This window comes from Rhodococcus sp. NPDC055024, from assembly GCF_053608585.1.
This window is the reverse complement of the sequence record NZ_JBSGVT010000001.1, coordinates 1,034,638-1,056,197: the sequence shown is the minus strand read 5'-3', so window position 1 is coordinate 1,056,197 and position 21,560 is coordinate 1,034,638. Positions and strand designations below refer to the sequence as shown.

General features: G+C 62.7%; 21 protein-coding genes and 1 pseudogene. 14 read left to right on the top strand and 8 right to left on the bottom strand.

The window, feature by feature from the left end; genetic code table 11:
- Positions 1-245 precede the first annotated feature (245 nt).
- The 3 genes from ACWF6P_RS04815 (at position 246) to ACWF6P_RS04805 (ending at position 2,951) form a co-directional block, all read left to right on the top strand.
- Positions 246-1,292, top strand: a complete 1,047-nt coding sequence (locus tag ACWF6P_RS04815; RefSeq protein ID WP_452620189.1) for a LacI family DNA-binding transcriptional regulator — start codon at positions 246-248, stop codon at positions 1,290-1,292.
- Positions 1,293-1,382: 90 nt separating this feature from the next.
- Complete coding sequence (locus ACWF6P_RS04810; RefSeq protein WP_452620188.1) at positions 1,383-2,249, top strand: alpha/beta hydrolase family protein; 867 nt, start codon at positions 1,383-1,385, stop codon at positions 2,247-2,249.
- 336 nt (positions 2,250-2,585) lie between these two features.
- Positions 2,586-2,951 carry an antar domain protein gene (locus tag ACWF6P_RS04805; RefSeq protein WP_452620187.1) on the top strand — a complete coding sequence of 122 codons (366 nt, stop codon included), beginning with the start codon at positions 2,586-2,588 and terminating at the stop codon, positions 2,949-2,951.
- Between the two features lie 223 nt (positions 2,952-3,174).
- Here ACWF6P_RS04805 and ACWF6P_RS04800 read toward each other — a convergent pair whose 3' ends face one another.
- The gene (locus tag ACWF6P_RS04800) at positions 3,175-4,509 is read right to left on the bottom strand and encodes an MFS transporter (protein ID WP_452620186.1); all 1,335 of its coding nucleotides are present in this window, start codon (positions 4,507-4,509) and stop codon (positions 3,175-3,177) included.
- Positions 4,509-6,224 (bottom strand): amidohydrolase, encoded by a 1,716-nt coding sequence (locus ACWF6P_RS04795; RefSeq protein ID WP_452620185.1) that lies wholly within the window; start codon positions 6,222-6,224, stop codon positions 4,509-4,511. Before ACWF6P_RS04795 ends, ACWF6P_RS04800 begins: the two co-directional genes overlap by 1 nt.
- A 224-nt stretch (positions 6,225-6,448) precedes the next feature.
- Between ACWF6P_RS04795 and ACWF6P_RS04790 the strand changes: the two genes are divergently transcribed.
- From ACWF6P_RS04790 to ACWF6P_RS04755, 8 genes are all read left to right on the top strand, one after another.
- Entirely contained in the window at positions 6,449-7,351 is a 903-nt protein-coding gene (locus tag ACWF6P_RS04790; protein ID WP_378447535.1) for an Lrp/AsnC family transcriptional regulator, read from the top strand.
- A gap of 78 nt (positions 7,352-7,429) precedes the next feature.
- Entirely contained in the window at positions 7,430-8,089 is a 660-nt protein-coding gene (locus tag ACWF6P_RS04785) for a FadR/GntR family transcriptional regulator (protein WP_452620184.1), read from the top strand.
- Positions 8,086-8,889: a class I SAM-dependent methyltransferase gene (locus ACWF6P_RS04780; RefSeq protein ID WP_452620183.1), complete on the top strand. Its 804-nt coding sequence runs from the start codon at positions 8,086-8,088 to the stop codon at positions 8,887-8,889. The genes ACWF6P_RS04785 and ACWF6P_RS04780 overlap by 4 nt, the downstream gene beginning before the upstream one ends.
- A gap of 56 nt (positions 8,890-8,945) precedes the next feature.
- The gene (locus ACWF6P_RS04775) at positions 8,946-9,497 is read left to right on the top strand and encodes an acyl-CoA thioesterase (RefSeq protein ID WP_452620182.1); all 552 of its coding nucleotides are present in this window, start codon (positions 8,946-8,948) and stop codon (positions 9,495-9,497) included.
- Positions 9,498-9,544: 47 nt separating this feature from the next.
- Positions 9,545-10,210, top strand: coding sequence for an FAD-dependent oxidoreductase (locus ACWF6P_RS04770; RefSeq protein ID WP_452620181.1), 666 nt, complete (start codon positions 9,545-9,547; stop codon positions 10,208-10,210).
- Positions 10,211-10,216: 6 nt separating this feature from the next.
- Entirely contained in the window at positions 10,217-10,825 is a 609-nt protein-coding gene (locus ACWF6P_RS04765; RefSeq protein WP_452620180.1) for an NAD(P)/FAD-dependent oxidoreductase, read from the top strand.
- Between the two features lie 69 nt (positions 10,826-10,894).
- Positions 10,895-11,218 carry a DUF6292 family protein gene (locus ACWF6P_RS04760; RefSeq protein WP_283306201.1) on the top strand — a complete coding sequence of 108 codons (324 nt, stop codon included), beginning with the start codon at positions 10,895-10,897 and terminating at the stop codon, positions 11,216-11,218.
- Positions 11,219-11,298: 80 nt separating this feature from the next.
- A complete protein-coding gene (locus ACWF6P_RS04755) occupies positions 11,299-12,720 on the top strand; it encodes a DUF2252 domain-containing protein (RefSeq protein WP_452620179.1) in 1,422 nt (473 codons plus the stop codon).
- A gap of 4 nt (positions 12,721-12,724) precedes the next feature.
- Here ACWF6P_RS04755 and ACWF6P_RS04750 read toward each other — a convergent pair whose 3' ends face one another.
- On the bottom strand, positions 12,725-12,982 hold the full coding sequence (locus ACWF6P_RS04750) for a WhiB family transcriptional regulator (RefSeq protein ID WP_452620178.1): 258 nt from the start codon (positions 12,980-12,982) through the stop codon (positions 12,725-12,727).
- A gap of 19 nt (positions 12,983-13,001) precedes the next feature.
- Positions 13,002-13,541, bottom strand: a complete 540-nt coding sequence (locus ACWF6P_RS04745; RefSeq protein WP_452620177.1) for an HNH endonuclease — start codon at positions 13,539-13,541, stop codon at positions 13,002-13,004.
- A gap of 334 nt (positions 13,542-13,875) precedes the next feature.
- Here ACWF6P_RS04745 and ACWF6P_RS04740 point away from each other — a divergent pair, with 334 nt between their 5' ends.
- Positions 13,876-14,886: a threonine aldolase family protein gene (locus ACWF6P_RS04740; RefSeq protein WP_452620176.1), complete on the top strand. Its 1,011-nt coding sequence runs from the start codon at positions 13,876-13,878 to the stop codon at positions 14,884-14,886.
- Position 14,887: 1 nt separating this feature from the next.
- Here the strand turns inward: ACWF6P_RS04740 and ACWF6P_RS04735 are convergent, their stop codons facing one another.
- Positions 14,888-15,742: an LLM class flavin-dependent oxidoreductase gene (locus ACWF6P_RS04735; protein ID WP_452620175.1), complete on the bottom strand. Its 855-nt coding sequence runs from the start codon at positions 15,740-15,742 to the stop codon at positions 14,888-14,890.
- Positions 15,739-16,600: pseudogene (locus ACWF6P_RS04730) on the bottom strand (patatin-like phospholipase family protein). Before ACWF6P_RS04730 ends, ACWF6P_RS04735 begins: the two are co-directional and overlap by 4 nt.
- Before the next feature lie 54 nt (positions 16,601-16,654).
- Here ACWF6P_RS04730 and ACWF6P_RS04725 point away from each other — a divergent pair.
- Both ACWF6P_RS04725 and ACWF6P_RS04720 read left to right on the top strand, forming a co-directional pair.
- Positions 16,655-18,340, top strand: coding sequence for a dihydroxyacetone kinase family protein (locus ACWF6P_RS04725; RefSeq protein WP_452620174.1), 1,686 nt, complete (start codon positions 16,655-16,657; stop codon positions 18,338-18,340).
- 102 nt (positions 18,341-18,442) lie between these two features.
- Positions 18,443-20,065, top strand: coding sequence for a long-chain fatty acid--CoA ligase (locus tag ACWF6P_RS04720; RefSeq protein WP_366054722.1), 1,623 nt, complete (start codon positions 18,443-18,445; stop codon positions 20,063-20,065).
- Positions 20,066-20,138: 73 nt separating this feature from the next.
- Here ACWF6P_RS04720 and ACWF6P_RS04715 read toward each other — a convergent pair whose 3' ends face one another.
- Together ACWF6P_RS04715 and ACWF6P_RS04710 are read right to left on the bottom strand one after the other, a co-directional pair.
- Complete coding sequence (locus ACWF6P_RS04715; protein WP_298781771.1) at positions 20,139-20,765, bottom strand: TetR/AcrR family transcriptional regulator; 627 nt, start codon at positions 20,763-20,765, stop codon at positions 20,139-20,141.
- A 13-nt stretch (positions 20,766-20,778) separates the two neighbouring features.
- Positions 20,779-21,540 (bottom strand): 3-hydroxyacyl-CoA dehydrogenase, encoded by a 762-nt coding sequence (locus ACWF6P_RS04710; protein ID WP_452620173.1) that lies wholly within the window; start codon positions 21,538-21,540, stop codon positions 20,779-20,781.
- Positions 21,541-21,560 lie beyond the last annotated feature (20 nt).

Below are 21,560 nucleotides of genomic sequence, written 5' to 3'. Positions count from 1 at the left end.
ACGACTCCGGGAGTTGAGGCAAGTGTGCGCCTGCCTGGTCAGATATCCGAGGTTCGCCTGAATGTCGCTCGACGTTCTCCCGGTGTTCTATGAGAGTGCCGAATCGTTTCGTCAGAGTCAATACCTGCGATGAAACGATTCGGCAATTTGTTTTGCGCAACAACTTCGCGCCGCACGCGACGTGCCGAAACGATTGAGCGATACGCTGGAATCCCAAACCGACCGCCGAGTAGGAACGAGCCACAGTGGCCTCCCCCAATCCCCCGACGCTTCGCGACGTCGCGGCCGCCGCGGGCGTAGCGGTGTCAACCGTCTCGTATGCGCTCAACGGCAAGGGCCGCGTCGATGCGGCAACCCGGACCCGTGTCCGAGAAGTTGCAGATCGCCTGGGTTACCGGGCCAATCGTTCAGCTCAGAACCTCAGGTCAGGTCGCACTGCCACCCTCGGGTTGATGCTCCCCGCCCCAGATGTGCTGTCGCCGGCCGAGTATCTCAACTTCGACTGGCCGGGGCGCGTGGCAACAGCCGCGACCCAAGCTGCATTCCACGCTGATCATTCACTCCTGCTGCTGCCGTCGATGAAAGACCCGAACGGATTACGCCGTATCGAGATGGACGGAGCCCTCGTTGTGGATCCGGCAGTAGACGACCCGCGTATCGAGATACTACAGAAACTCGGAATCCCCTCTGTCTCAGTGGGTCCCGGGAATCCCGAGCAGTTCGGATACTCCACCTCACCGGATCTCGTCGCCACCACCGAATCGCTCCTGAACCACCTCACCGAACGGGGTGCAACCGACATACTTGTTCTCACCCCTGGGATGCACTCCCAGTGGACCCGCGCGACGGCAATCGCCTACCACGAGTGGTGCCGCGCCCGCGGCGTGGCTGCACGCACCAGCGACGAACTGACATCGTTTCCCGGCGCCAACACCGTCGAGGGCCTTATTCGCGCAGCCTACTCGGCCACCCACGATGCTCTGACCTCAGCGAATCCACCCGATGCGATCCTGTCGTTGATTCTTGGTTGCGCCCCCGCCGCCGCTCGAGCAGCACACGATCTCGGCTTGTCGATTCCTCGAGACGTCTTGATTGCTCAGGACAGTGACGAACCTGCACTGCTGATTTCCGACCCCCCGATCACGGCCTTCGACTTCTTCCCCGAGGAACAGGCAGCAGCGGCCGTGCATGCGCTGTTGGCTCTGGTCAACGGTGACGAACCCCCAGTTCAGAGCTATACGCGTAGCGAACTCCGCGTGCGCGCGAGCACGGCCCATTCGCTCACACCATAAATTCACTCGGCACCGATAGACTGATTTCCGAATTATCGTCCGTCACACGCCGAGAGGAATCAGGTCATCGCGCACCGCTCCCGCGACCGCTTGGCCGGGTACCTCGCCGTAGCGCTCGTCTGTGTTCTCACTCTCCTCCTGTCTGTCAGCAGTGCAGCGGGTCTCGATCGTGAAGTGGCTCCCGTACGCATCGCATACGCCGCGGCCGCAGACACGTTCGGCGATCTGTATCTTCCAACCGGATCCGACGGCGACCTGCCGGTCGTTGTCCTCATCCACGGCGGCGGCTGGGCTCAAAAAAGCAATCTCGAGTACGCGGGTGCGTGGGCAAAAACCTTGACCCCGTACGGAATTGCGGTCTGGAACATCGAATACAGGCGTGTAGGTGGTCAGGGCGGTTGGCCGACCACGCTCTCCGATACGGTTGCGGCTACCAACGCCCTGGCCGGCGTTGTTCAGGAAAGAGCTTCCGGGCGACTGGATTTGAGCCGTGTACACATCGCCGGCTACTCCGCGGGTGGACAGCTTGCCGCCTGGGTCGCGTCGCGATCACAGCAGGGTGCAGACGCTCCGGAACCGGACCTCACCGTGCCGGTTCGCTCGGCAACGATCATGGCCGGTGTCTTCGACATGACGCTCGCCGCAACCGCTGGCAAAGATCGATTTGTTCGAAATCTTCTGGGCGGCATGCCCGTCGACCATCCGGACCGTTACCGCATCGCATCACCGATCGAACACCTCCCCACCGGCCTCCCTGTCACGGCGATCCACGGACTCGGCGACAAGGTCGTCTCGATCGAACAGAGCCGACGCTATACCCGTGCCGCCCGAGCAGCAGGCGATGTGGTCGACCTGATCGAACTACCCGGAGTCGGCCACGGCGAATTCGGGAACCCGACAACCGACGCCTGGGCTATCACCAAGCAAGCAATAATCGACCACGTAAATACCTCTTGAGCAGGTAAAAGCATGCGCTGTGATCACGATCGCCCGATAAAGAATTAGCTGAAACCGTATCGATGACGTACGGTGGGGTAATCAGAGGGCAGCCGTCAGTCAGGCAGCCGGTCGCTTCGCCCGGAACAACGGTTCCAGTATTCGTTCCAGGGGCAGACTTCCAGTTCGGTGCAAATCCGCGCCTTTGATCACTACGCACTTTCATCAGTCCCGCAGATTGTTGACCAGGCCGAAGGCTCCGACGGAGTCCGCCGCCAATCGCGTACCGACTGCACCAGCATCAACATGCGCTACACACTGCACGGGCCTAAAACCCGTGCGGTTCAAAGGAATACCTTGATCAACACCATGATTCACCCCGACAACACGAACAACCAGACGAACAGCAACTCGACAAACGGTCTACGGCTCCCGACAACTTCGGGCCGGATCCGCGAGCGCGGGATCGAAATCGTCTGCACCCTCTACCGTTGCAGCTCCGACGAAGCTGCCGACCTGCTGGTCCGACATTCTCAGACCAACAATCTCAAGGTCACCAGCCTGATCAAGGCGCTTGTCGCCCTGATCGACGAAGACACGTCCGGCACCAGCTATGGAAGCGGTAACGCACTGGCGTCTCACTTCTGGCTGCGTGAGATCAGGAATCTCAGCCAGGCACACCGACGCAGCGATCACTTTCATCGCCATCTCGTCGGCGCGTAATCGGCGCTGAAGGACAGCTGAACGACAAACTGACCTGAAACGACAGCTGGGGCAGTACACGGAAATCGTGTACTGCCCCAGCTTCGTGTTTGCGGTTGTCAGGCGGAAGCAGAGTCTCGGCAATCAGGCGGAAGCCGAGTCTCGGCAGTCAGGCGGAAGCCGAGTCTCGGCAATCAGGCGGAAGCCGAGTCTCGGCAGTCAGGCGGAAGCCGAGTCTCGGCAGTCAGGCGGAAGCCGATTCCTTGTTCAGGCCCTGCGGTGCACTGTCGGTATCGGTCGCCTCGTCCACGTGCTGCGGAGCGAAGAGCAGGCAGACGATGCTCAGGATGCACATGCCGATCAGCAGTGCGATGACCGGCCAGATGCTGCCGGTTGCCTTGTACATCAGCGTCGACACCAGCGGTGACAATCCGCCGAAGATAGCGCCGGCCCCCTGGTACGCCAACGAGATGCTCGTGTAGCGCGCCTGCGGCTTGAACATCTGCGACAGGACGGCGGCGATCGGGCCGTACGTGGCCGCCAGCACCAGTCGCATGACAGCGAAGGTCAGGAAGATCAGGAACACGGATCCGGACTTCAGCACCAGGAACTGCGGCGCTGCGAGAATCGCGACTGCCGCAAGGCCCCAGATGACGACGCGGACGCGTCCCACCTTGTCGCCGAGCCACGCCACGCCGAGAGTCGCGATCAACTCGACCACTGCAGCGACACTGAGCGCGTTGAGAATCAACGTCTCCGACAATCCGACGTCGGGGTCGGTTGCGTATGCCGTGATGAAGGTCGTCACGAGGTAGTAGCCGCCGACTGCGACGGGCAGAATGCCGATGCCCAGGATGATCGGGCGCCAGTTGGTCACCAGCGCGTACTTGAGCGGCAGCATTTCCGGTACGTCCGCGGACTTCACCTCGGACTCGAAAACCGGGGACTCTTCGACCTTCAGGCGAACGACCAAGCCGACGAGAATTAACAGCGCCGAGCAGAGGAAGGGCAGACGCCACGCCCACTCGCGCAGAGCGTCGTCGCCGAGGGTGGAGAGAATGCTGAAGAAACCGGTGGCCAGAAGCGCGCCGGCGGGGTTGCCCAGCTGGGCGAATCCGCCGTAGAAGGTCTTCTTGTCCTCGGGAGCATGCTCGACGGCCATCAGGACGGCACCGCCCCATTCGCCGCCGACGGCAAAGCCCTGGACGAAGCGGAGCAGAACCAGCAGCAGCGGCGCCCAGAAGCCGATCGACGCATAAGTGGGCAGCATGCCGATGAGGAACGTGCCTGCGCCCATCAGCGTCAGGGTGACGACCAGTGCGGTGCGTCGGCCCATCTTGTCGCCGACATGGCCGAACACGATTCCGCCGAGCGGGCGAGCGAAGAAGCCGACGGCGTACGTCGCGAACGCCGCCGCAACACCGGTCAGGCGGTCGGTTCCAGGTGGAAAGAAGATGTCACCGAACACCAGCGCGGCTGCCGTGGCATATACGTAGAAGTCGTACCACTCGATAGTTGTACCGACGAAGGCTGCAAATCCCGCCTTGCGGGCCTTCACGATCTGTTGCTCTCGGTTCATTACTTTTCCTCGGTGGTCGAAGTGCTCGACAATAGGTGGTTATGACCTGAATGTGCGAGTTCGCCGTCGATCCAGGTCTCCCGGACATCGATCTGCGCAATCGCGTCGGCCGGAACCTCGAGGGGATCCGCGCCCAGAATCACGAAGTCGGCCCGCTTGCCGACCGAAATGCTGCCCAGTTCTGCTTCACGGCCCAGCGCACGCGCACCGTTGAGGGTGTGAGCCTGCAGTGCCTGGTCGGCGGTGATGCGGAGTGCATCGGAGCCGAGCTGATGGCTCTGACGCGTCACACGGGTGACAGCAGCCTGAATCGCTTCGAGCGGCTTCGGCTCGGCCACCGGGGCGTCGGAGCTGATGGTCACGGGAACCTCGGCAGCGATGAACTCGCCGAGCGGGTTGAACCGCTCACCCGGAGTCCCGATCGCAGCGGTGACGCCCTCGCCCCAGTTGTAGTAATGCTGCGGCTGGTTGACCGGGTAGACACCGGCCAGGTTCATCCGGGCGATCTGCTCGGCCGTCGGGAGTCCGCAATGCTCGATGCGGTGACGCGCGTCGGCGTCGGGGTGAGCCTTCTGCGCAGCTTCGATGGCATCGAGCACCATGTCGATGGCCGTCGGCGACTGAGCGTGCGTGGCGGTCTGCAGACCCACCGAGTGTGCCTTGGCAATCAGCTCCGAGTAGTCCGCCGGCTCGTGGTAGAGCTGCCCGGTGCGGCACGGGTCGCCCACGTATCCGTCGGGGAAGTACGCGGTCCAGCCACCGAGAGTGCCGTCGGCATAGAACTTGATGCCGCCGAACGCGAGCTTGGAATTGCCGAAGGCGCCGTGCATTCCCGTGTCGATGACGTGATCGAGGAGGTGGCTGAGCATGTACATGGAGACGCGGGTCTTGAGCTGATCCTGCTCGGCCAGACGCAGGTACATGTCGAATTCACGACGGGTCACCTGGCAGTCACCGATGGTGGTGACGCCGCCGGCCAGGAACTTGTCCTGAGCGACCGACAGCTGGCGAAGGTGCTCTTCGGGCTCGTCCTCGAGATGGAAGTTGGGTCCGTGATGACCGACCTTCACTCCGTTGACGCCGGTGAGGATGTTGCACGCGGCGTCGGACAGCTCGCCCGTCAGCTCGCCGTCCGAATCTCGGAAGAACTCTCCACCGGCCGGGTTCTCGGTGCTCGCATCGATGCCGTGCTTGTCGAAAGTGAAGGAGTTGACGACGCCACCGTGACCGCTCGCGTTCATGAGGTAGACCTCGCGATCGGTGGCAACCTGATCGAGCTCTTCCTTGAGCGGATGACGCCCTTCGATCAGGTTGCGGTGCTCGTAGCCGTATCCGCGAATCGGGACACCCGCAGGTGCTGTGAGTGCCGCTTCCTGAAGCAGCGCAATGATTCCGGGGATCGAGTGAGCCTTCTCCGGACCGCAGTCCACCCAGCTGAGCATCTGCCCGTACATGAGCGGGTGTGCGTGCGGATCGACGAAGCCGGGGACGACGGTGGCGCCGTCGAGTTCGACCACCGCGATTGTGCGAGTGCTCAGGCGACGCGCCTCGGTGCGGCATTCCTCGAGTGTTCCCACCGCTGCAAAGCGGTTTCCGAACACCAGGAACGCTTCGGCTCCCGCCGTGCTGTCGTCAACGGTGTGAATCTTGGCGCCGGTGAAGATCGTGGCGGTGGCGTCGAGCGGCGAGGCTTCGTGCGTGTGCAACTTGCGCATGGTGGTCCTTCGTCGAGATGGTGGTGCAGGTCACTGCGTGTTGAGCGAAAACTACGCCCTGACCTGGAGCTATGCAATGCATCAAAGTTTCAGACCAGGCGGTATACAACTTTTTTGTAGTGACTTTCGAGCATTTCTGCACTTATCCGCATTATTCATGGCCACATGCGACTGTTCTAATAGGAAGCGGGTACAGAAAAATCTCTGGAAAAGTTGGGACATCCATGACCGTCGATCTCGATTCCAAGCTCATTGCCGCACTTCAGCGCAATGGGCGCGCGACGTACCGCGAACTGTCCGCGGCGGTCGACGCACCACGTGCAGCGGTGTCCACCAGAGTGCAGGCACTGCTCGACTCGGGAACGGTGTCCGTGGTTGCGGTCGCGCATCCCGAACTTCTCGGATTGAAGGCACTCGCACACGTCTCGATCGCCGTGTCCGGACCGATGACCCCCGTGCTGAACGCGTTGATCGAGTCCGAGGCCGCCGTCTACATCTCGGCAGTCAGCGGGCAGTACAACGTGATTGCGGAACTTCGGGTGCCCAGTCACGACGATCTGTATCGCGCCATCGCCGAGCTCCGCTCACAGCGGGGCGTTCGATCCGTGAGCACGCTGGTCTACGTCGACGTCATCAAGGGAATCTTCATGCCCGAGAGCGCTTTACAAGCCGACATCCGACTCGACTCGACGGATGTCGCGTTGATCGAACTACTCGAACGCAACGGGCGCATGCCATTTCTCGAGCTGGCCGAACACACCGGCCTGTCGCCGAGTGCCGTACGCAACCGCGTCAATCACCTGATCGCGAGCACGGCACTTCGCGTCGGAGCCGTCGTCAAGCGGCGAGGCGGTGGCCGGACATTGGCGATGGGCATCGGCGTCAACCTGGGCTCACGGGACGATAACGCGGTGTCGGAGATCGAGTCGCTGCCCGGAATCGAGTTCCTCGCCCGAACCCTGGGGCGGTACGACGTGATCGCGACCGTTGCCGCGAACTCCTCCAACGACCTTCACTCCCTGTCCGAGCGGATCCGCGGGATCGACGGTGTCAGTGGCTTGGAATCCTGGGCACATCTCGAGGTGTTCAAAGAGCACTACGCCCGCAGCCTGGATGTACGCGGGTAGCTGGCAAGTCATTGACCCACTTGGTCGAGCACGTTAACCTCGGACAAGTCATTGACCCACTTAACCGAGGTTGCATACATGTCCGATTCCGGACGCAAGGTAGACACTGTCGCCGCGACGATCGAGGAGGCCATCGCCTCCGGACGATGGCCCGTCGGATCAAAACTCCCACCGGAGATCGCGCTGGTCGAGGAATTGGGAGTCGCCCGAAACACCATGCGCGAAGCGGTACGGGCGCTTGCACATGCCGGAGTTCTGTCCGTTCGCCACGGCGGCGGCGTGTACGTGACGGCGGCGTCGCCGGTCGAAGGACTGCTCGGGCGCAGACTCGCCAGAGGCGACGTTCTCGACGTACTGAGCTTGCGACGCGGACTCGAGGTCGAAGCCGCACGGCTCGCAGCGCAGCGCCGCTCCCCCGAAGACCTCACACGGATCCACGCAGCATGGAACGCACACCCCGATCACGCCGGCAGCTCCGGCACGACCGAAGCCGGTATGGCCCTGCACCTTTCGATCGTCGAGGCGTCACACAACTCCGCCCTGATCGACGTCTATCGGGGAGTTCTTGCCGCCGTGTCGGATTCACTGTCCGCCGTGAGTATCGGTCCGGGATTCCACGTCGGCGAGCATCGACCCTTGATCGCAGCTATCGAGGAACGCAACCCCGACGAAGCAGCACGCGCGGCAGGCGCAGCGCTCGATACGGTCATCGACGCAATCGAGAGGAGCTTGTCATGACTCGGGGAAACTGGAACGGCGCGACGTATTCAACTCTTGCCGAACAACTCTCACCTGCATCACTGGAAGCACTGCGCTCGATCGGACACGTGAGCACGGTGTACGACGTCTGCGCCGGAACCGGGAACTTTGCGCTCCCGGCGGCCCAGCGCGGCATGACGGTCCACGCACTCGACCTCTCCGCCAGCCAGCTCGAGGCCGCGCGCGAACGCTGGATTCCCCGCCCCGGCATCACTGAACCCACCTTCACGATCGGCGATGCACAATCGTTGCCGTGGCCGGATTCGAGCGCCGACGCCTGCGTCAGCATCTTCGGGATCATCTTCTGCCCCGATCCCGCGATCGCTCTCGCAGAAATGATGCGGGTGACCAGGCCAGGCGGAAAGATCTGCGTCGCAACGTGGTCGGAGAACGGGTGGGCAGCAGCACTCCGCAGAGAAGCAGCCTCAGCATGGAAAGGCATCACACCGCTACCGACGACGTGGGCGCGCTCGAGCGAATTCGAGAAGGCAGCAGCTGGATTGGAGTCGGTGAGCTCGTCCTCTCATGTGCTCGAGTGGCAACTACCAGCCGGGTCGGATCCCATAGAGGAACTGTGCGACCAGGCACCGGCGTTGAAGAACTTTCGTGAGGCGGTCAGAGAAACCGGAAGCTGGGCTTCGATGTCCGCTCACCTGCGCTCGACGCTTGCGCCCTATCTCAGGTCGAGCGTAACCGGACCCGTCGCCACCAGTGAATACATCCTGCACGTCGGGACTGTCCCGAACCCTAGGACCGCGCCCCTTCGAACGCGCGGGTAACCCACTTCGCCGGATACGGTCTCTTCACCGTCCACCGACCCGAAGAGGCCCGCTCGATGTCTGAATCGAACTCCCTACCTGAATTGAAGCAAGCATCGCAGCAAGCATCGAAACAAACCTTGTCCATGACCGTCCTCATGACGCCGGACATGTCGAACTTCTCGGGCAACGTGCACGGCGGAACGATTTTGAAGTTCCTCGACCAGGTTGCCTACGCGTGCGCGAGTCGATACGCCCAGACGTACGTCGTGACCCTGTCCGTGGATCGTGTGGTGTTCCGCGAGCCGGTGCACGTGGGAGAACTTGTCACCTTCACCGCTTCCGTCAATTACACCGGGCGCACGTCGATGGAAATCGGAATACGCGTCGAAACCGAAGACATTCTTCTCGGAAAATCTCGACATACCAACAGTTGTTACTTCACGATGGTGGCAATGGGCAGCGACGGAAAACCCGCTGAGGTACCCCAACTCCGACCGACCGGAACAATCGCGAGGCAACGGTTCGAGGCCGGGCGTCGACGCCGTGAGCTGCGAAGGGAGAACGAACTGCGGGAACAGTCCATCCGGGCCGCAGTTCGGGACCTAACGCCCGAACACGATGACTGAATATTGCAAGCATTTAAGTTATAATCTTATGCATTAAACTGACCGGTGTGACTTCGAAAGCGCAAGACAAATATGACGTCGTGATTGTCGGCGCAAGCATTGCTGGATGCGCCGCCGCAATCATGTACGCCCAGCAAGGTCTGCGAATAGCGCTTCTCGACGCCCGCTCCGACGCCCGAGCCCACAAGGTCCTGTGCACTCACCATCTACAACCGTGCGGCGCCCCGATCCTGCAAAGGCTCGGCGCCACGGAAAAACTGCTCGCCCTGGGAATGGTGCAAACCGTTCCGAAGTTCTGGACTCCGTGGGGATGGATCGCCCCTGACGCCACCGACGCCTCGTCGCCACCGGGATTCAATGTCCGAAGGGAGACGCTCGACCCGCTCCTGCGGCAACTCGCGAACGACTACCCGAACGTCGACCTTCTTCTCGGACATCGCGTTTCCGGGCTGCTGACCAAGAACGGCACCACGGCCGGCGTGTACGGAACCGCACAGGGCTCGGCCTTCACTCTCGAAGCGAACTTGACCGTCGGAGCGGACGGCAAGGATTCGACAGTCGCACGATCCGCGCGATGCGACTCGGAGACCGTGACAAACGGTCGCTTCAGCTACTTCGCCCAACTCTCCGGACTCGAACGACTCGACGGAGAATCCTCACTGTCGTGGTTCATGGATCCCGACGTCGCCTATCTGCTCCCCAACGACGGCTGAATCAGCGTGCTGGTCGTCTTCCCCGCCCTCGACAAACTCGATTCGTTCACTGACGACCTGTCTACCGCTTTCCTCGAATACGCCAACGCATTACCCGGCGCTCCGCCGATTCGCCGCGAGCACATCGTCGGGAAGATCGTTGGTACCAAACACTTCTCCACAACCCTCACCGAACCGGTAGGTAACGGGTTCGCACTCATCGGCGACGCCGCGGCGACAAACGACCCGTTGTGGGGCATCGGATGCTCGTGGGCACTCGAGACCGCGCAGATGCTGGTCGACGCCACCGCGCAAGTACTGGTGGAGACGACGGCACACACACTCGATTCACATCGCAACGTGAATGCTGCACTGACCGAATACCGCAGTGCCAGAGCGAGTATGACGAGTCACATCGACTACATGAGTGGTTACGCCGGTGGGCGAAAGTTCACCGTATTCGAACGTCTGCTCATCTCCGCGGCCACCCATGACCAAGGCGAAGCCCAAAGGTTCTACTTGTTCGGTTCCCGGTTGATACCTGCCGAGCAGTATCTCTCGGCTCGCTCGGTCGCTCGGGCAGCACAAAAACATCTCAGGCACCGTCTGCGTCGTGGATCTGTGGCCGGGACGTAATCTGCCAAGCGTTTTTTCGGCACCGGCAATGGGGAACCCTCCGATCGCAACCGAGCCGGAGGAGCGACCATGCGTGCACACATCGCCATTCCGAGTGAATCGACTTGTCACAGGTACGTCGTCGCTGTCGCCAGCTCCACCTTCGCCGAATCGGTGATCTGGTGCGACGGTCCCGCGTTCGACGCGGTGATCGTGCTGGGTAGCGAAATTCCGCAGCACAGCGGCCACCGAGCGGTGCTCGCCTGGAATCACTACTTCGGGTGGGCTCTCGGTGTGGAAACCACACCGGATACGTCGTTCGCCGTTGTCGAATGCCTCGGTATCGGAAGAATGCCGGATCCGGAACTGTGCGCCGACCGCGCCGTCGAGTTGATTGCGCAGGCGGGTAGTTAAGGAACTCGTCGCGCGGCGCTCAGTCCAGCGGGCATAAGATCGAGCGCGAGTTTCGCACGCCCGACGAAAGAGAGCCCGACATGGACCCGCTGAGCAGGCCTGCCGGTCAGTTGGCTCTCGAGAACGAACCGGACGGCAGGGCGACTTTGCGGGCGCGTCAGACACCCCGCAGCGAGCGTCGCAAGATCGGGAAAGGCCTGCGCAAGCGAGTGGCACGATCGTCGCTCGGTGATTGGACGCCACCACCCAACCGACGTGACCCGGTCGATCAGGTCAACACAGCACACGAGGGAAGACTCGACTGGTTGGTTCCGATCCGTGTGGGACGCATGGTCGCTTCGCCCTACGGATTCCTGCGCGGTACTGCCGGATTGATGGCCGAGGACATGGCGCAGCTCCCGTCCACCGGCATCACACCCGTCATCTGCGGAGATGCACACGTCGGGAACTTCGGGTTCTACGGATCCCCGGAACGCGAACTTGTCATAGACCTCAACGATTTCGACGAAGCACATCCAGGCCCCTGGGAATGGGATTTGAGAAGGCTGGCCGCGAGCATCTGGGTGGCCGGTCGGCAGAACGGCCTCACCGAAGCTCAGTGCGAGACAGCAACAACCTCGTGTGTGTCCGCGTATCGCCTCCACCTGGCAAAGCTGTCCGAGCGTCCACTGTTCGATCGTTCATTCGACCGGGTCGATCTAGACGGACTCACCGATCACGTCACCGATCCCGGATTGCTGGCCGAGATCCGCCGCGCCGCGGAGCGGGCACGACGGCGTACGAGCGATCACGCGGTTCCCCGGTTCACCGTCGAGGACCACGGCCGACGCCAGCTACTCGAGAATCCCCCGCTCACAACACGACTCACCCCACAGGACACCGACTTCCTCCTGGAGGGTCTCGACGAGTATCTCGAAACCCTTGCACCACACTGGCGTCGAGTTGTCTCGGGTTACAACGTCATCGACGTGGCGCACCGAGTCGTCGGAGTCGGAAGCGTCGCCCTGCGAGCCTATGTCGCTCTGTGCGAAGGGAGCATCCCGGATGACGTCATCTTCTTGCAGCTCAAACAGGCTCGCAGATCCGTAGTTGCACCCTTCGTCCACGGCGACTCGGCCTGGCACGACCACCAAGGACGGCGCGTCGCGGAATACCAGCAAGCTCTCCAGACCGTCAGCGATCCACTGCTCGGTTGGTGCACCGTCGACGACCGCCAGTACTACGTCCGCCAGTTCCGGAACATGAAAGGTTCTGTGGACCTGAACAATATCGACGCAGCAGCGTTGACCGACTATGTCGCGATCTGCGGTCGCCTCCTGGCGAAGGGACACGCCCGCACCAGTGGCGCGTCGCTGATTTCCGGTTACCTGGGAACCTCGGACGCGGTCGATACCGCCCTCACCCGGTTTGCTCGGCTCTACGCCGATCAGACCGAACGTGACCACGACGCCCTGTGCCGGGCGGTATCTGCCGGCACGATCGCCGCGGAGCCGGGAATCTGATCCCTCACGCCGCGACGATCCTGCCTTGCTCGAATTTCACTCCACCCCAGATTCCGGTCTGGCCGGTGGCAGAAGCGAATTCACGACATGAATCCGCAATCGGGCACCTGCTGCACAAGTCGGTCGCGTAGTCGTACCCCTCGGACGGAAAAGGAAACCAGCGGTCCGGCTCCGGGTCCCCTCTGCATTCCGCCTGCCACCAGACCCGGTCGTCCGAAATCGGCAGAAGCTCAGCCAGATTCGAGATCACGTCTGCGTACATTACTTGCTCCCTTCGACCGTCACGTCCGACTCAATTCACGCCAGATCTTCTGCTGCACTTTCTCGATGCGCCGAGGTGCCTTTGGTTCCCACAGCAGCCGCATACCAGCCTCAGCCGGTGTGCGATCCGCCTTGCGCTGATTGCAGGAACTGCAGCACGCCACCAGATTTCCCCACGTGTTCGGGCCGTTACGGCTTCGTGGCTGGACGTGGTCGATGGTTGTCGCCCGGGCGGCGCAGTACGCACATTGACGACCGTCCCGGTCGAAAATACCGGCAAAAGTTGCCCGACTGGAATCGGTGACCGTCACCCGGTGAGCAACGTACACGTACTCGGCGAGCAGAATCGTCCGAGGCAGTGGGATCTCGATGTACTTGGAGCGCACCGGAAATATCGGGATCACGTCTTCGGTGGACTGCGCGGAACCGGTGGCGATCAGGACGACCGCCCGATCGGCGCTCACTTCACCGAGGTACTCGTACGTGGCGTTGAGTACGTGGACGGACCGGTTCATCCAACTGTGAGAGGTGGCGGTAGGTGCGCGGTTCGGGTTCCGCATGAGAGTTCTCAGTTCGTGTCGAGGAGTGAAACTCCTGGACACGATGGCGGGTCAGGAGCAAGTGCAGGAAATGGGGAACGGCATGTATTCAGCGCCACTCTGTTCCCCGAATGCGGGATGGGAAATGCCGCGGGGTGAGTGCCCGCGCAGGTGCAACGCTTGCTTCCAGTCGCGCATGCCCGTCCCCTTCCACTCTTGTTCTCTTCACCGGCGATTGCCGGCGCTCATCATCACACGGAAGGCATCCTCAGCGATATCGATTTATCAGGCCGGAAGCGCCGTCCTCGAAATACCGCGGTTTGACGCCGGAACACGCGGCTTGATCGAATGAGCCATGACTTCGTCGTACATCGACCTTCGCTCGGACACCGTCACCAAGCCTGACGCGGAGATGCGCAAGGCGATGGCCGACGCACAGGTCGGCGACGACGTCCTCGATCACGACCCGACCATGGCGGCGCTCGAGGAAGAAGTGGCGCACACTCTGGGGTTCACAGCCGCACTGTGGGTGCCGAGCGGATCGATGGGCAACCTGATTGCGCTGATGCTGCACCTTCGCCGCGGCGATCAGTTCCTGGCACCGGAGCACTCTCACGTCCTGGGTTCCGAATTGGGCACCGCCGCCTGGCTCGCCCAGGGAATGCCGATGGCCTTGCCGCACGACGGCGGACCCGGGCGTCCCAGCCCCGAGACCGTCGTGAAGGCGGCAGGCTCCCCCGGCCCGTACTTCACGTTGAACACCACACTGCTCTGTCTCGAGAACACTCACAACTTCGCCGGCGGTGCCGTCATGAATCCGACCGAGTGGACGACACTGGTCGACGCGGCGCGATCACGCGGCTTGAAGATTCACCTCGACGGCGCCCGTCTCTGGAATGCCGCTGCTGCACTCGATGTTTCGCCCACCGAATTGACTTCCGGCGCCGACACCGTTCAGGTGTGCCTGAGCAAGGGACTCGGTGCGCCGGTCGGCTCGATACTCGCCGCATCACCCGAATTGATCACCGAAGCCCGAAGGATCCGCAAGATGCTCGGCGGCGGTGTTCGCCAGGGCGGAGTGCTGGCCGCAGCCGGCATCGTCGCGCTGCGCTCACAAGCTCGCCTCTCCGACGATCACGACAACGCGCAGCGCCTCGCGTCGGGGCTTCGTAAACGCGGTTGGGCTGTCGACGAACCCGCCACCAACATCGTTCTCGCCGCAACACCCGATCCGTCGGCCACCGTTGCACAGCTCGCCGCTGTCGACGTCGGCGCGGTCACTGTTGCCGGGAAGGTCCGGTTCGTGACGCATCGCGACGTGAGCACTGCCGACATCGACGCGGTTCTGTCCAGAGTAACCTTCTGAGCTACGCCACCAGGGGTTGAACCCCTTGCGCGACAAAGCGAATGAACTCGCGGACATCCGGCTCGTCAACAGTCGGTTGGAGTACCACGGTGGTAGCAGCTGCTGCCACCCATCGCCGTGCTGCTGCCGCGACTTCGGACGCGGTGCCCGCGGCAATCGCATCCTCCGGCGACTCGCTACCGGACGCTGCGGCCTCGGCAAGGGCGCGCTCACGACCGCCGGAACCGAAAGCACAGATGACGTAAACGACAACCTCGTGATCCGACGCCCCGATGTGAGCGATCGCCCGACGCACGCCGTCCGGGGTCGTCCCACCCGAGAGCACAGTGCCCTGCGCCAACTCGCCACTGAGCGCCAAAGTCTTTGGCCCCGTGGCACCGACGAGCAACTGCGGCACCTTCTCCGGTGGCCACGCCAGCGTGACGTCCGTGAGATTCACGTATCGACCGGACACCGTCACCGACTCACCGCGCAGTAGCCGCTCGACCGCTCCGAACTGCTCCCGCAGGAGAGTCAACGGCGATTCGGCCTTGGCCCCGATCTGCCGCATCCAACTCTGAACGCCGTGACCGAAGCCAACCCGCAGTCGATCCGGATGAACTCTTGCGAGCGCCGAAATCTCCATCGCCGTGATCGCGGTGTTGCGCATCGGGGTCGGCAGCACGCCGATCGCTACTCCCAGGCGCTCACTTGCAGCCAATACAGCTGCAGCAGTGGCTATTCCTCCGCCGAAGAAGCAGTCCTCCCACAGCCAGACCTCACCGATACCACTCTCGTCGGCATACCTCGCATGGCTGACAAGGTCCTCCGGGGGCTGTTCCGGGCGCAGGACGACAGCAATCCGTGCGGTACTCATGCCGTCACCAGAAAAGCGGCGATCTCGTCGGCTGTTCGCCGGCCCTGTTCACGGCCGAGTTCAGCTGCCGGGCGCCTGGTTGTCGGCGAGAGCGAGTCCGTTCCGATCGCTTCCACGACGGCGTCGTCGGCGAAGATCGGCAGTACGCGCGCGGGCGCCAACACATCGATTTCCTCTCGTAGACTGCCGCCCAGCAGATTCGGGGCAGGGTCTGCCGCGGGTGAAAGAACCACGACTACATCGCAGTCCGCAGCCAGAAGAACATTCGAGCCACTGGCCATTCCGCCGTCCATGTACCGGTGACCGTCGATCGTGACTACCGGCCACACCCCGGGGACAGCGCAACTCGCTCCGACTGCGTCGATCAGGTCGACGCCGGAGGCATTGCCGAACACCCTCAACTCACCGGTCTCCGCGTTGATCGCCGGGATGCGCAACTCCCGGTCGGGCCACAACCGATTCGGCAGCCGCGCCTCGATGACCGCACGACGCGGCGGGTTCGACGGTGTCGGCTCCCATCGCTGCCTCGCCGAGCAGACGGAGCTGCTCGGCCCGGTCCTGCGATCCTGCGATCGCGTCCACGAACATCTGACCGAGTACCTCGACATCGACCTTCGGATCGATTTCGCCGGTCGCGTCCGCTGTTTGTGCGTCGAAAAGTATTTGCAGTGTTGCACCGCCCGCAATCTGAGCGCTCACCGTGGAACCTGCGGACGTGCCGATCAACACGTCCGCCGTCAGCAGCGATGCTGCAGTGTCAGGCGATTTGTCCTGAACGCCCAACAGAAAACCGGTTTCCCAGGCGATTCCCGCAACGCCGCCGCCGGCAAGTACCAACCCCAATTTCACGCCGTCCACCTCTCGTCGATCGTGATCCGTGCCCGAAGTCGACGTTAGACCTACTCTGAAGTGATGTTCATGCGCAGCGCAAAGACATTTGTTCCCGACGCACTCCGCGGGTTGATCGCATCCACCGACGACATCGCCTGGAATCCCGACCCTGGATATCTCACACGCGCGAGGCCGCTTCCTCGCGGACGGGTCGCACTTGTCTCCGGCGGCGGCTCCGGTCACGAACCCATGCACGCCGGATTCATCGGCGAAGGAATGCTGACGGCCGTCTGCCCGGGATTGGTCTTCAGCTCACCCAATGCACTTCAGATCCACGAGGGATCCAAGGCTGCCGACGCCGGCGGCGGCGTCCTTCACATCGTGAAGAACTACACCGGCGACGTGATGAACTTCGGTATCGCCCGAGAGTTGCTACGCGAGGACAAGATCGATACGGACGTCGTCCTGGTCGACGACGACGTCGCGACCGAACGCGCAGACGGCAGCGGCCCGGGGCGACGCGGTACTGCGGCAACCATCGTGGTGGAGAAGGTCTGCGGCGCATCCGCCGCCCGCGGCGACGACCTGGCCGAGGTGACCCGGATCGGACAACACGTCGCGCACTCCGCTCGGAGCATGGCCGTCGCTCTTCGCCCGTGCACTTTGCCGGGGGCTGACGAGCCGTCGTTCGACTTGCCGGCGGGTCACATGGAACTCGGTATCGGCATCCACGGCGAACGCGGCACAGAACGCGTGGACGCCCTGCCCGCGCCGGAATTGGTGCGGCGGCTGACGGACCCGATCATCAAGTCCCTGAGTCTCGCCGAAGGTGACCGCGTCATCGCCGTCGTCAACGGTCTCGGCGCCACCCACCCGCTGGAGTTGCAACTACTGTTCGCCGAACTCGGAGAGTATCTGGACGAACAGGGAATTCACATCGAGCGGACATTGATCGGAACTTTTGTCACTGCATTGAACATGGCAGGCGCGTCCATCACTCTTGTTCGCACAGACAAAGAAATCCTCGAATTATGGGACGCACCAACAAAAGCGCCCGCCTGGCCGAATGCTATGGCGCGTGAGTACACCGGCATGGGCAAGCGCGAATCTTTCGGTCCCACATTCACACCCGACATCTCACGCACTGCCGAAAGCAGGTTCGTCGGCGGCTGGATTGCGGACTGGGCCGAGAAGGTACTGGAGCAGGAACCGGCCCTCACCGATCTCGACAGACGAGCGGGTGACGGTGATTTCGGGACCAACATGGTGGCCGCGCTGGATCAGCTCGACATCTCGTCGATCCGTGACACCTATTCCACTGCAACGATATTCGACGCGGTCTCGCAGGCCTACCTCGGCCACGCCGGCGGCACCTCCGGCGCTTTGTTCGGCATCTGGTTCAGGCATTTCTTCCGCGTTGCCGCAGACTCGGCGGACTCCGAACTCGACCTCGGGGCGATCGCGGCTGCAGCGCGGGCGGGACTCGACAACATCACCTCGCTCGGCGGCGCACGCGTCGGCGACAAGACGATGGTCGACGCGATAGTTCCGGCGGTCGAGTCGTTGGAGCAATCCGTGATCTCGGACGCCGATCGGGAGGCTGCTCTGGCGAGCGCAGCGGAAGCCGCAGCGGCCGGGGCGGAGTCGACCGAAACCATGCTCGCAAACCGCGGACGTGCAAGTTATGTGGGAGAAGCCGCTCGCGGAGTGGTCGATCCGGGAGCGCTGCTCATAGCGTGGTTCTTCGCTTGTGCAGTGGGGCACTAGCGAGCACTTCTGTGCTGTGACTAATCTGGCAGCCACAGCACATCGTTTGTGACGGCCCGTGGGCAAAAAGCACCGGTCTCACACACCACACAGGAGCAGCCCATGCTGAGCACCATGCAAGACGCCCCCCTCTCCATTGCTCAACTTCTCCGCCACGGCGCCTCCGTTCACGGCGCCTCCGAGGTTGTCACGTGGACCGAGTCCGGCCCGCGCCGTGTGTCCTACGCTGACGTCGGCAAGCGCTGCGCACAGCTCGCGCACGCCCTGCGCGGGCTCGGCGTCGAGGGCGACGAGCGAGTCGCCACGTTCATGTGGAACAACTCCGAGCACCTCGAGGCGTACCTGGCGATCCCCTCGATGGGCGCTGTGCTCCACACGCTGAACATTCGTCTGTTCCCCGAGCAGTTGATCCACGTCGCGAATCACGCCGAGGACCGCGTGATCATCGTCGACCCGTCCCTGATTCCGCTTCTCTCTCCGCAGCTTCCGTCACTGACGACCGTCAAGCACATCATCGTCACCGGCTCCTCCACTGCGGGACTCGAAGCTCCCGAAGGCGTGCAGGTTCACACCTACGAGGGCTTGATCGCCGATCAGCCCACCGAGTTCGACTGGCCCGAGGTCGACGAACTCAGCGCTGCTGCAATGTGTTACACATCCGGCACCACGGGTGACCCCAAGGGCGTCGTCTACTCCCACCGTTCGATCTACCTGCACTCCATGCAGGTCTGCATGAGCGACGGCCCCAATCTCGCCCAGGGCGATCGTGCGCTCGCCGTGGTGCCCCAGTTCCACGCCATGTCCTGGGGACTTCCCTACGCCGCGTTCATGATCGGCGCCTCGCTGATCATGCCCGACCGCTTCCTCCAGCCTGCCCCGTTGGCTGCGATCATCGCCAGCGAGAAGCCGACGTTCGCCGCAGCCGTACCCACCATCTGGCAGGGCCTGCACCTCTACCTCGAGCAGAACCCTCAGGACATCTCCTCGATGCGTGAAGTTCTGATCGGTGGCTCCGCGGTACCGCCCGCCCTCATGCACGCATTCGAAGCCGATCACAACGTGTCCGTCCTGCACGCCTGGGGCATGACCGAAACCTCCCCGCTCGGATCCGTTGCCCGCCCGCCGGCCGGTGTCACCGGCGACGCGATGTGGAAGTACCGCTACTCGCAGGGTCGATTCCCGGCATCGGTCGAGGCACGTCTCATCGACGACGACGGCAAAGTTGTTGCACACGATGGTGTTTCCGTCGGCGAACTCGAAGTGCGTGGCCCTTGGATCACCGGGTCGTACTACGGCGTCGACGCGGAAGACAAGTTCAACGACGGCTGGCTCAAGACCGGCGACGTCGGATCCATCACGGCCGACGGCTTCCTGAGCCTGTCCGACCGCTCCAAGGACATCATCAAGTCCGGCGGCGAATGGATCTCCTCGGTCGACCTCGAGAACGCCGTCATGGGCCACCCCGACGTCACCGAAGCTGCCGTCATCGGCGTGCCGGACGAGAAGTGGGACGAGCGCCCGTTGGTTGCGGTTGTTCTTCGCGCCGGCTCCGAAACCACCATGTCCGAACTGCAACAGTATCTTTCGGACAAGGTTGCCAAGTGGCAGCTGCCCGAGAACTGGGCTGTGGTCCAGGAAGTTCCGAAGACGAGCGTCGGCAAGTTCGACAAGAAGCGCTTGCGAGCCGACTACCACGAGGGTGGGCTCGAAGTCACGCGACTCTGACACGCATCAAATACTGAAGGTGGGCAACAGGTTTTCGGCCTGTTGCCCACCTTCGTTTACCGGCGAGGTACTGCTAAGGACGATACCCGACCGTGTGAAAAGCGATGTCGACGTACTTCTGCGCCAATTGCGACGGTGACATCGGACCGCCGGTCTGGAACCAACGCGGCAGCGACTGTGCCATACCGAGTATTGCCCGGACGGTCTCCTCGGTATCGGTGACCGAAAAATCACCTGACGCAACACCGTCGTCGACGATCCTGCGCATCAGCAACTCGAGCCGTTTACGGCTGGCGGCGTATCGGCTTCGGCTTTCCGGTGAGACATGCCGGATCTCGGTGTCCAATGCTGCATGCCGCGACCGGTGGGTCATGTAGAGAACAATCGCCTCCACCACCAAGGCAAAGCGTCGTACCGGATTCTCACCGGCCTCCGCTTCTGCCGCTTCGGTTCTGGTATTCAGTTCGCTCATCGAGATCTCGAACAGAGCGACCAGAACCGCCTCCTTGTTCGCGTGGTGATAGTAGAGCGCGGGAACGGTTACCCCGACACGATTGGCAATCTGTCGCACCGTCGTACCGTGGTAACCGTTCTCGTCGAACAGCTCGAGCGAAGCCGTCAGGATGTCGGTCATCACCAGCGGCGGGAAGGACCGCCAGTCCACTGCCACCGAATTCACCGACTCCACCTCACCAGTCATGAAATACCCGAAATTAACGCGGTGCCATACGGATTGCACCGTCGAGGCGGATCGTCTCACCGTTGAGCATGGGGTTGGAAACGATGTGTGCGGCAAGCGCGCCGTACTCGCTGGGATCACCCAGGCGTGAGGGGTGGGGCACCTGCTGACCCAACGATGCCTGGGCTGCATCGGGCAGTCCGGCCAGCAACGGGGTCTTGAACAGGCCGGGCGCAATGGTGTTGACGCGGATCAGCAGCGACGCGAGGTCGCGGGCGATCGGGAGCGTCATACCGACGACGCCGCCCTTCGACGCGGAGTACGCAGCCTGCCCGATCTGGCCGTCGTAGGCTGCAACCGAGGCGGTGTTGATGATGACGCCGCGTTCACCGTCGATGGGTTCGGTCCTCGAAATACGCTCCGCAGCAAGACGAAGGACGTTGAAGGTGCCGATCAGGTTGACGTCGATGACCTTCTTGAAAGCGTCGAGCGGGAAGGCACCCTTCTTGCTGACCGTCTTGACTGCGTTGCCGATTCCGGCGCAGTTGACTGCCACGCGCAGGGGTCCGAGGGACTCGGCCACGTCGAGTGCAGCGGTGACCGCGGCCTCGTCGGTGACATCTGCGGCCGCGAAGCGGACCCGGTCGCCGAGTTCCTTGGCGATGGCTTCACCGTTCGACGACGGAAGGTCGATGATGACGACGCTGGCGCCGTCGGCAAGAAGGGCTTTGGTGGTGGCCAGGCCGAGGCCGGATGCTCCACCGGTGACGACGGCGACGCTGTCGTTGACGATCATGAGAGTTCCTTTCGAAAGGT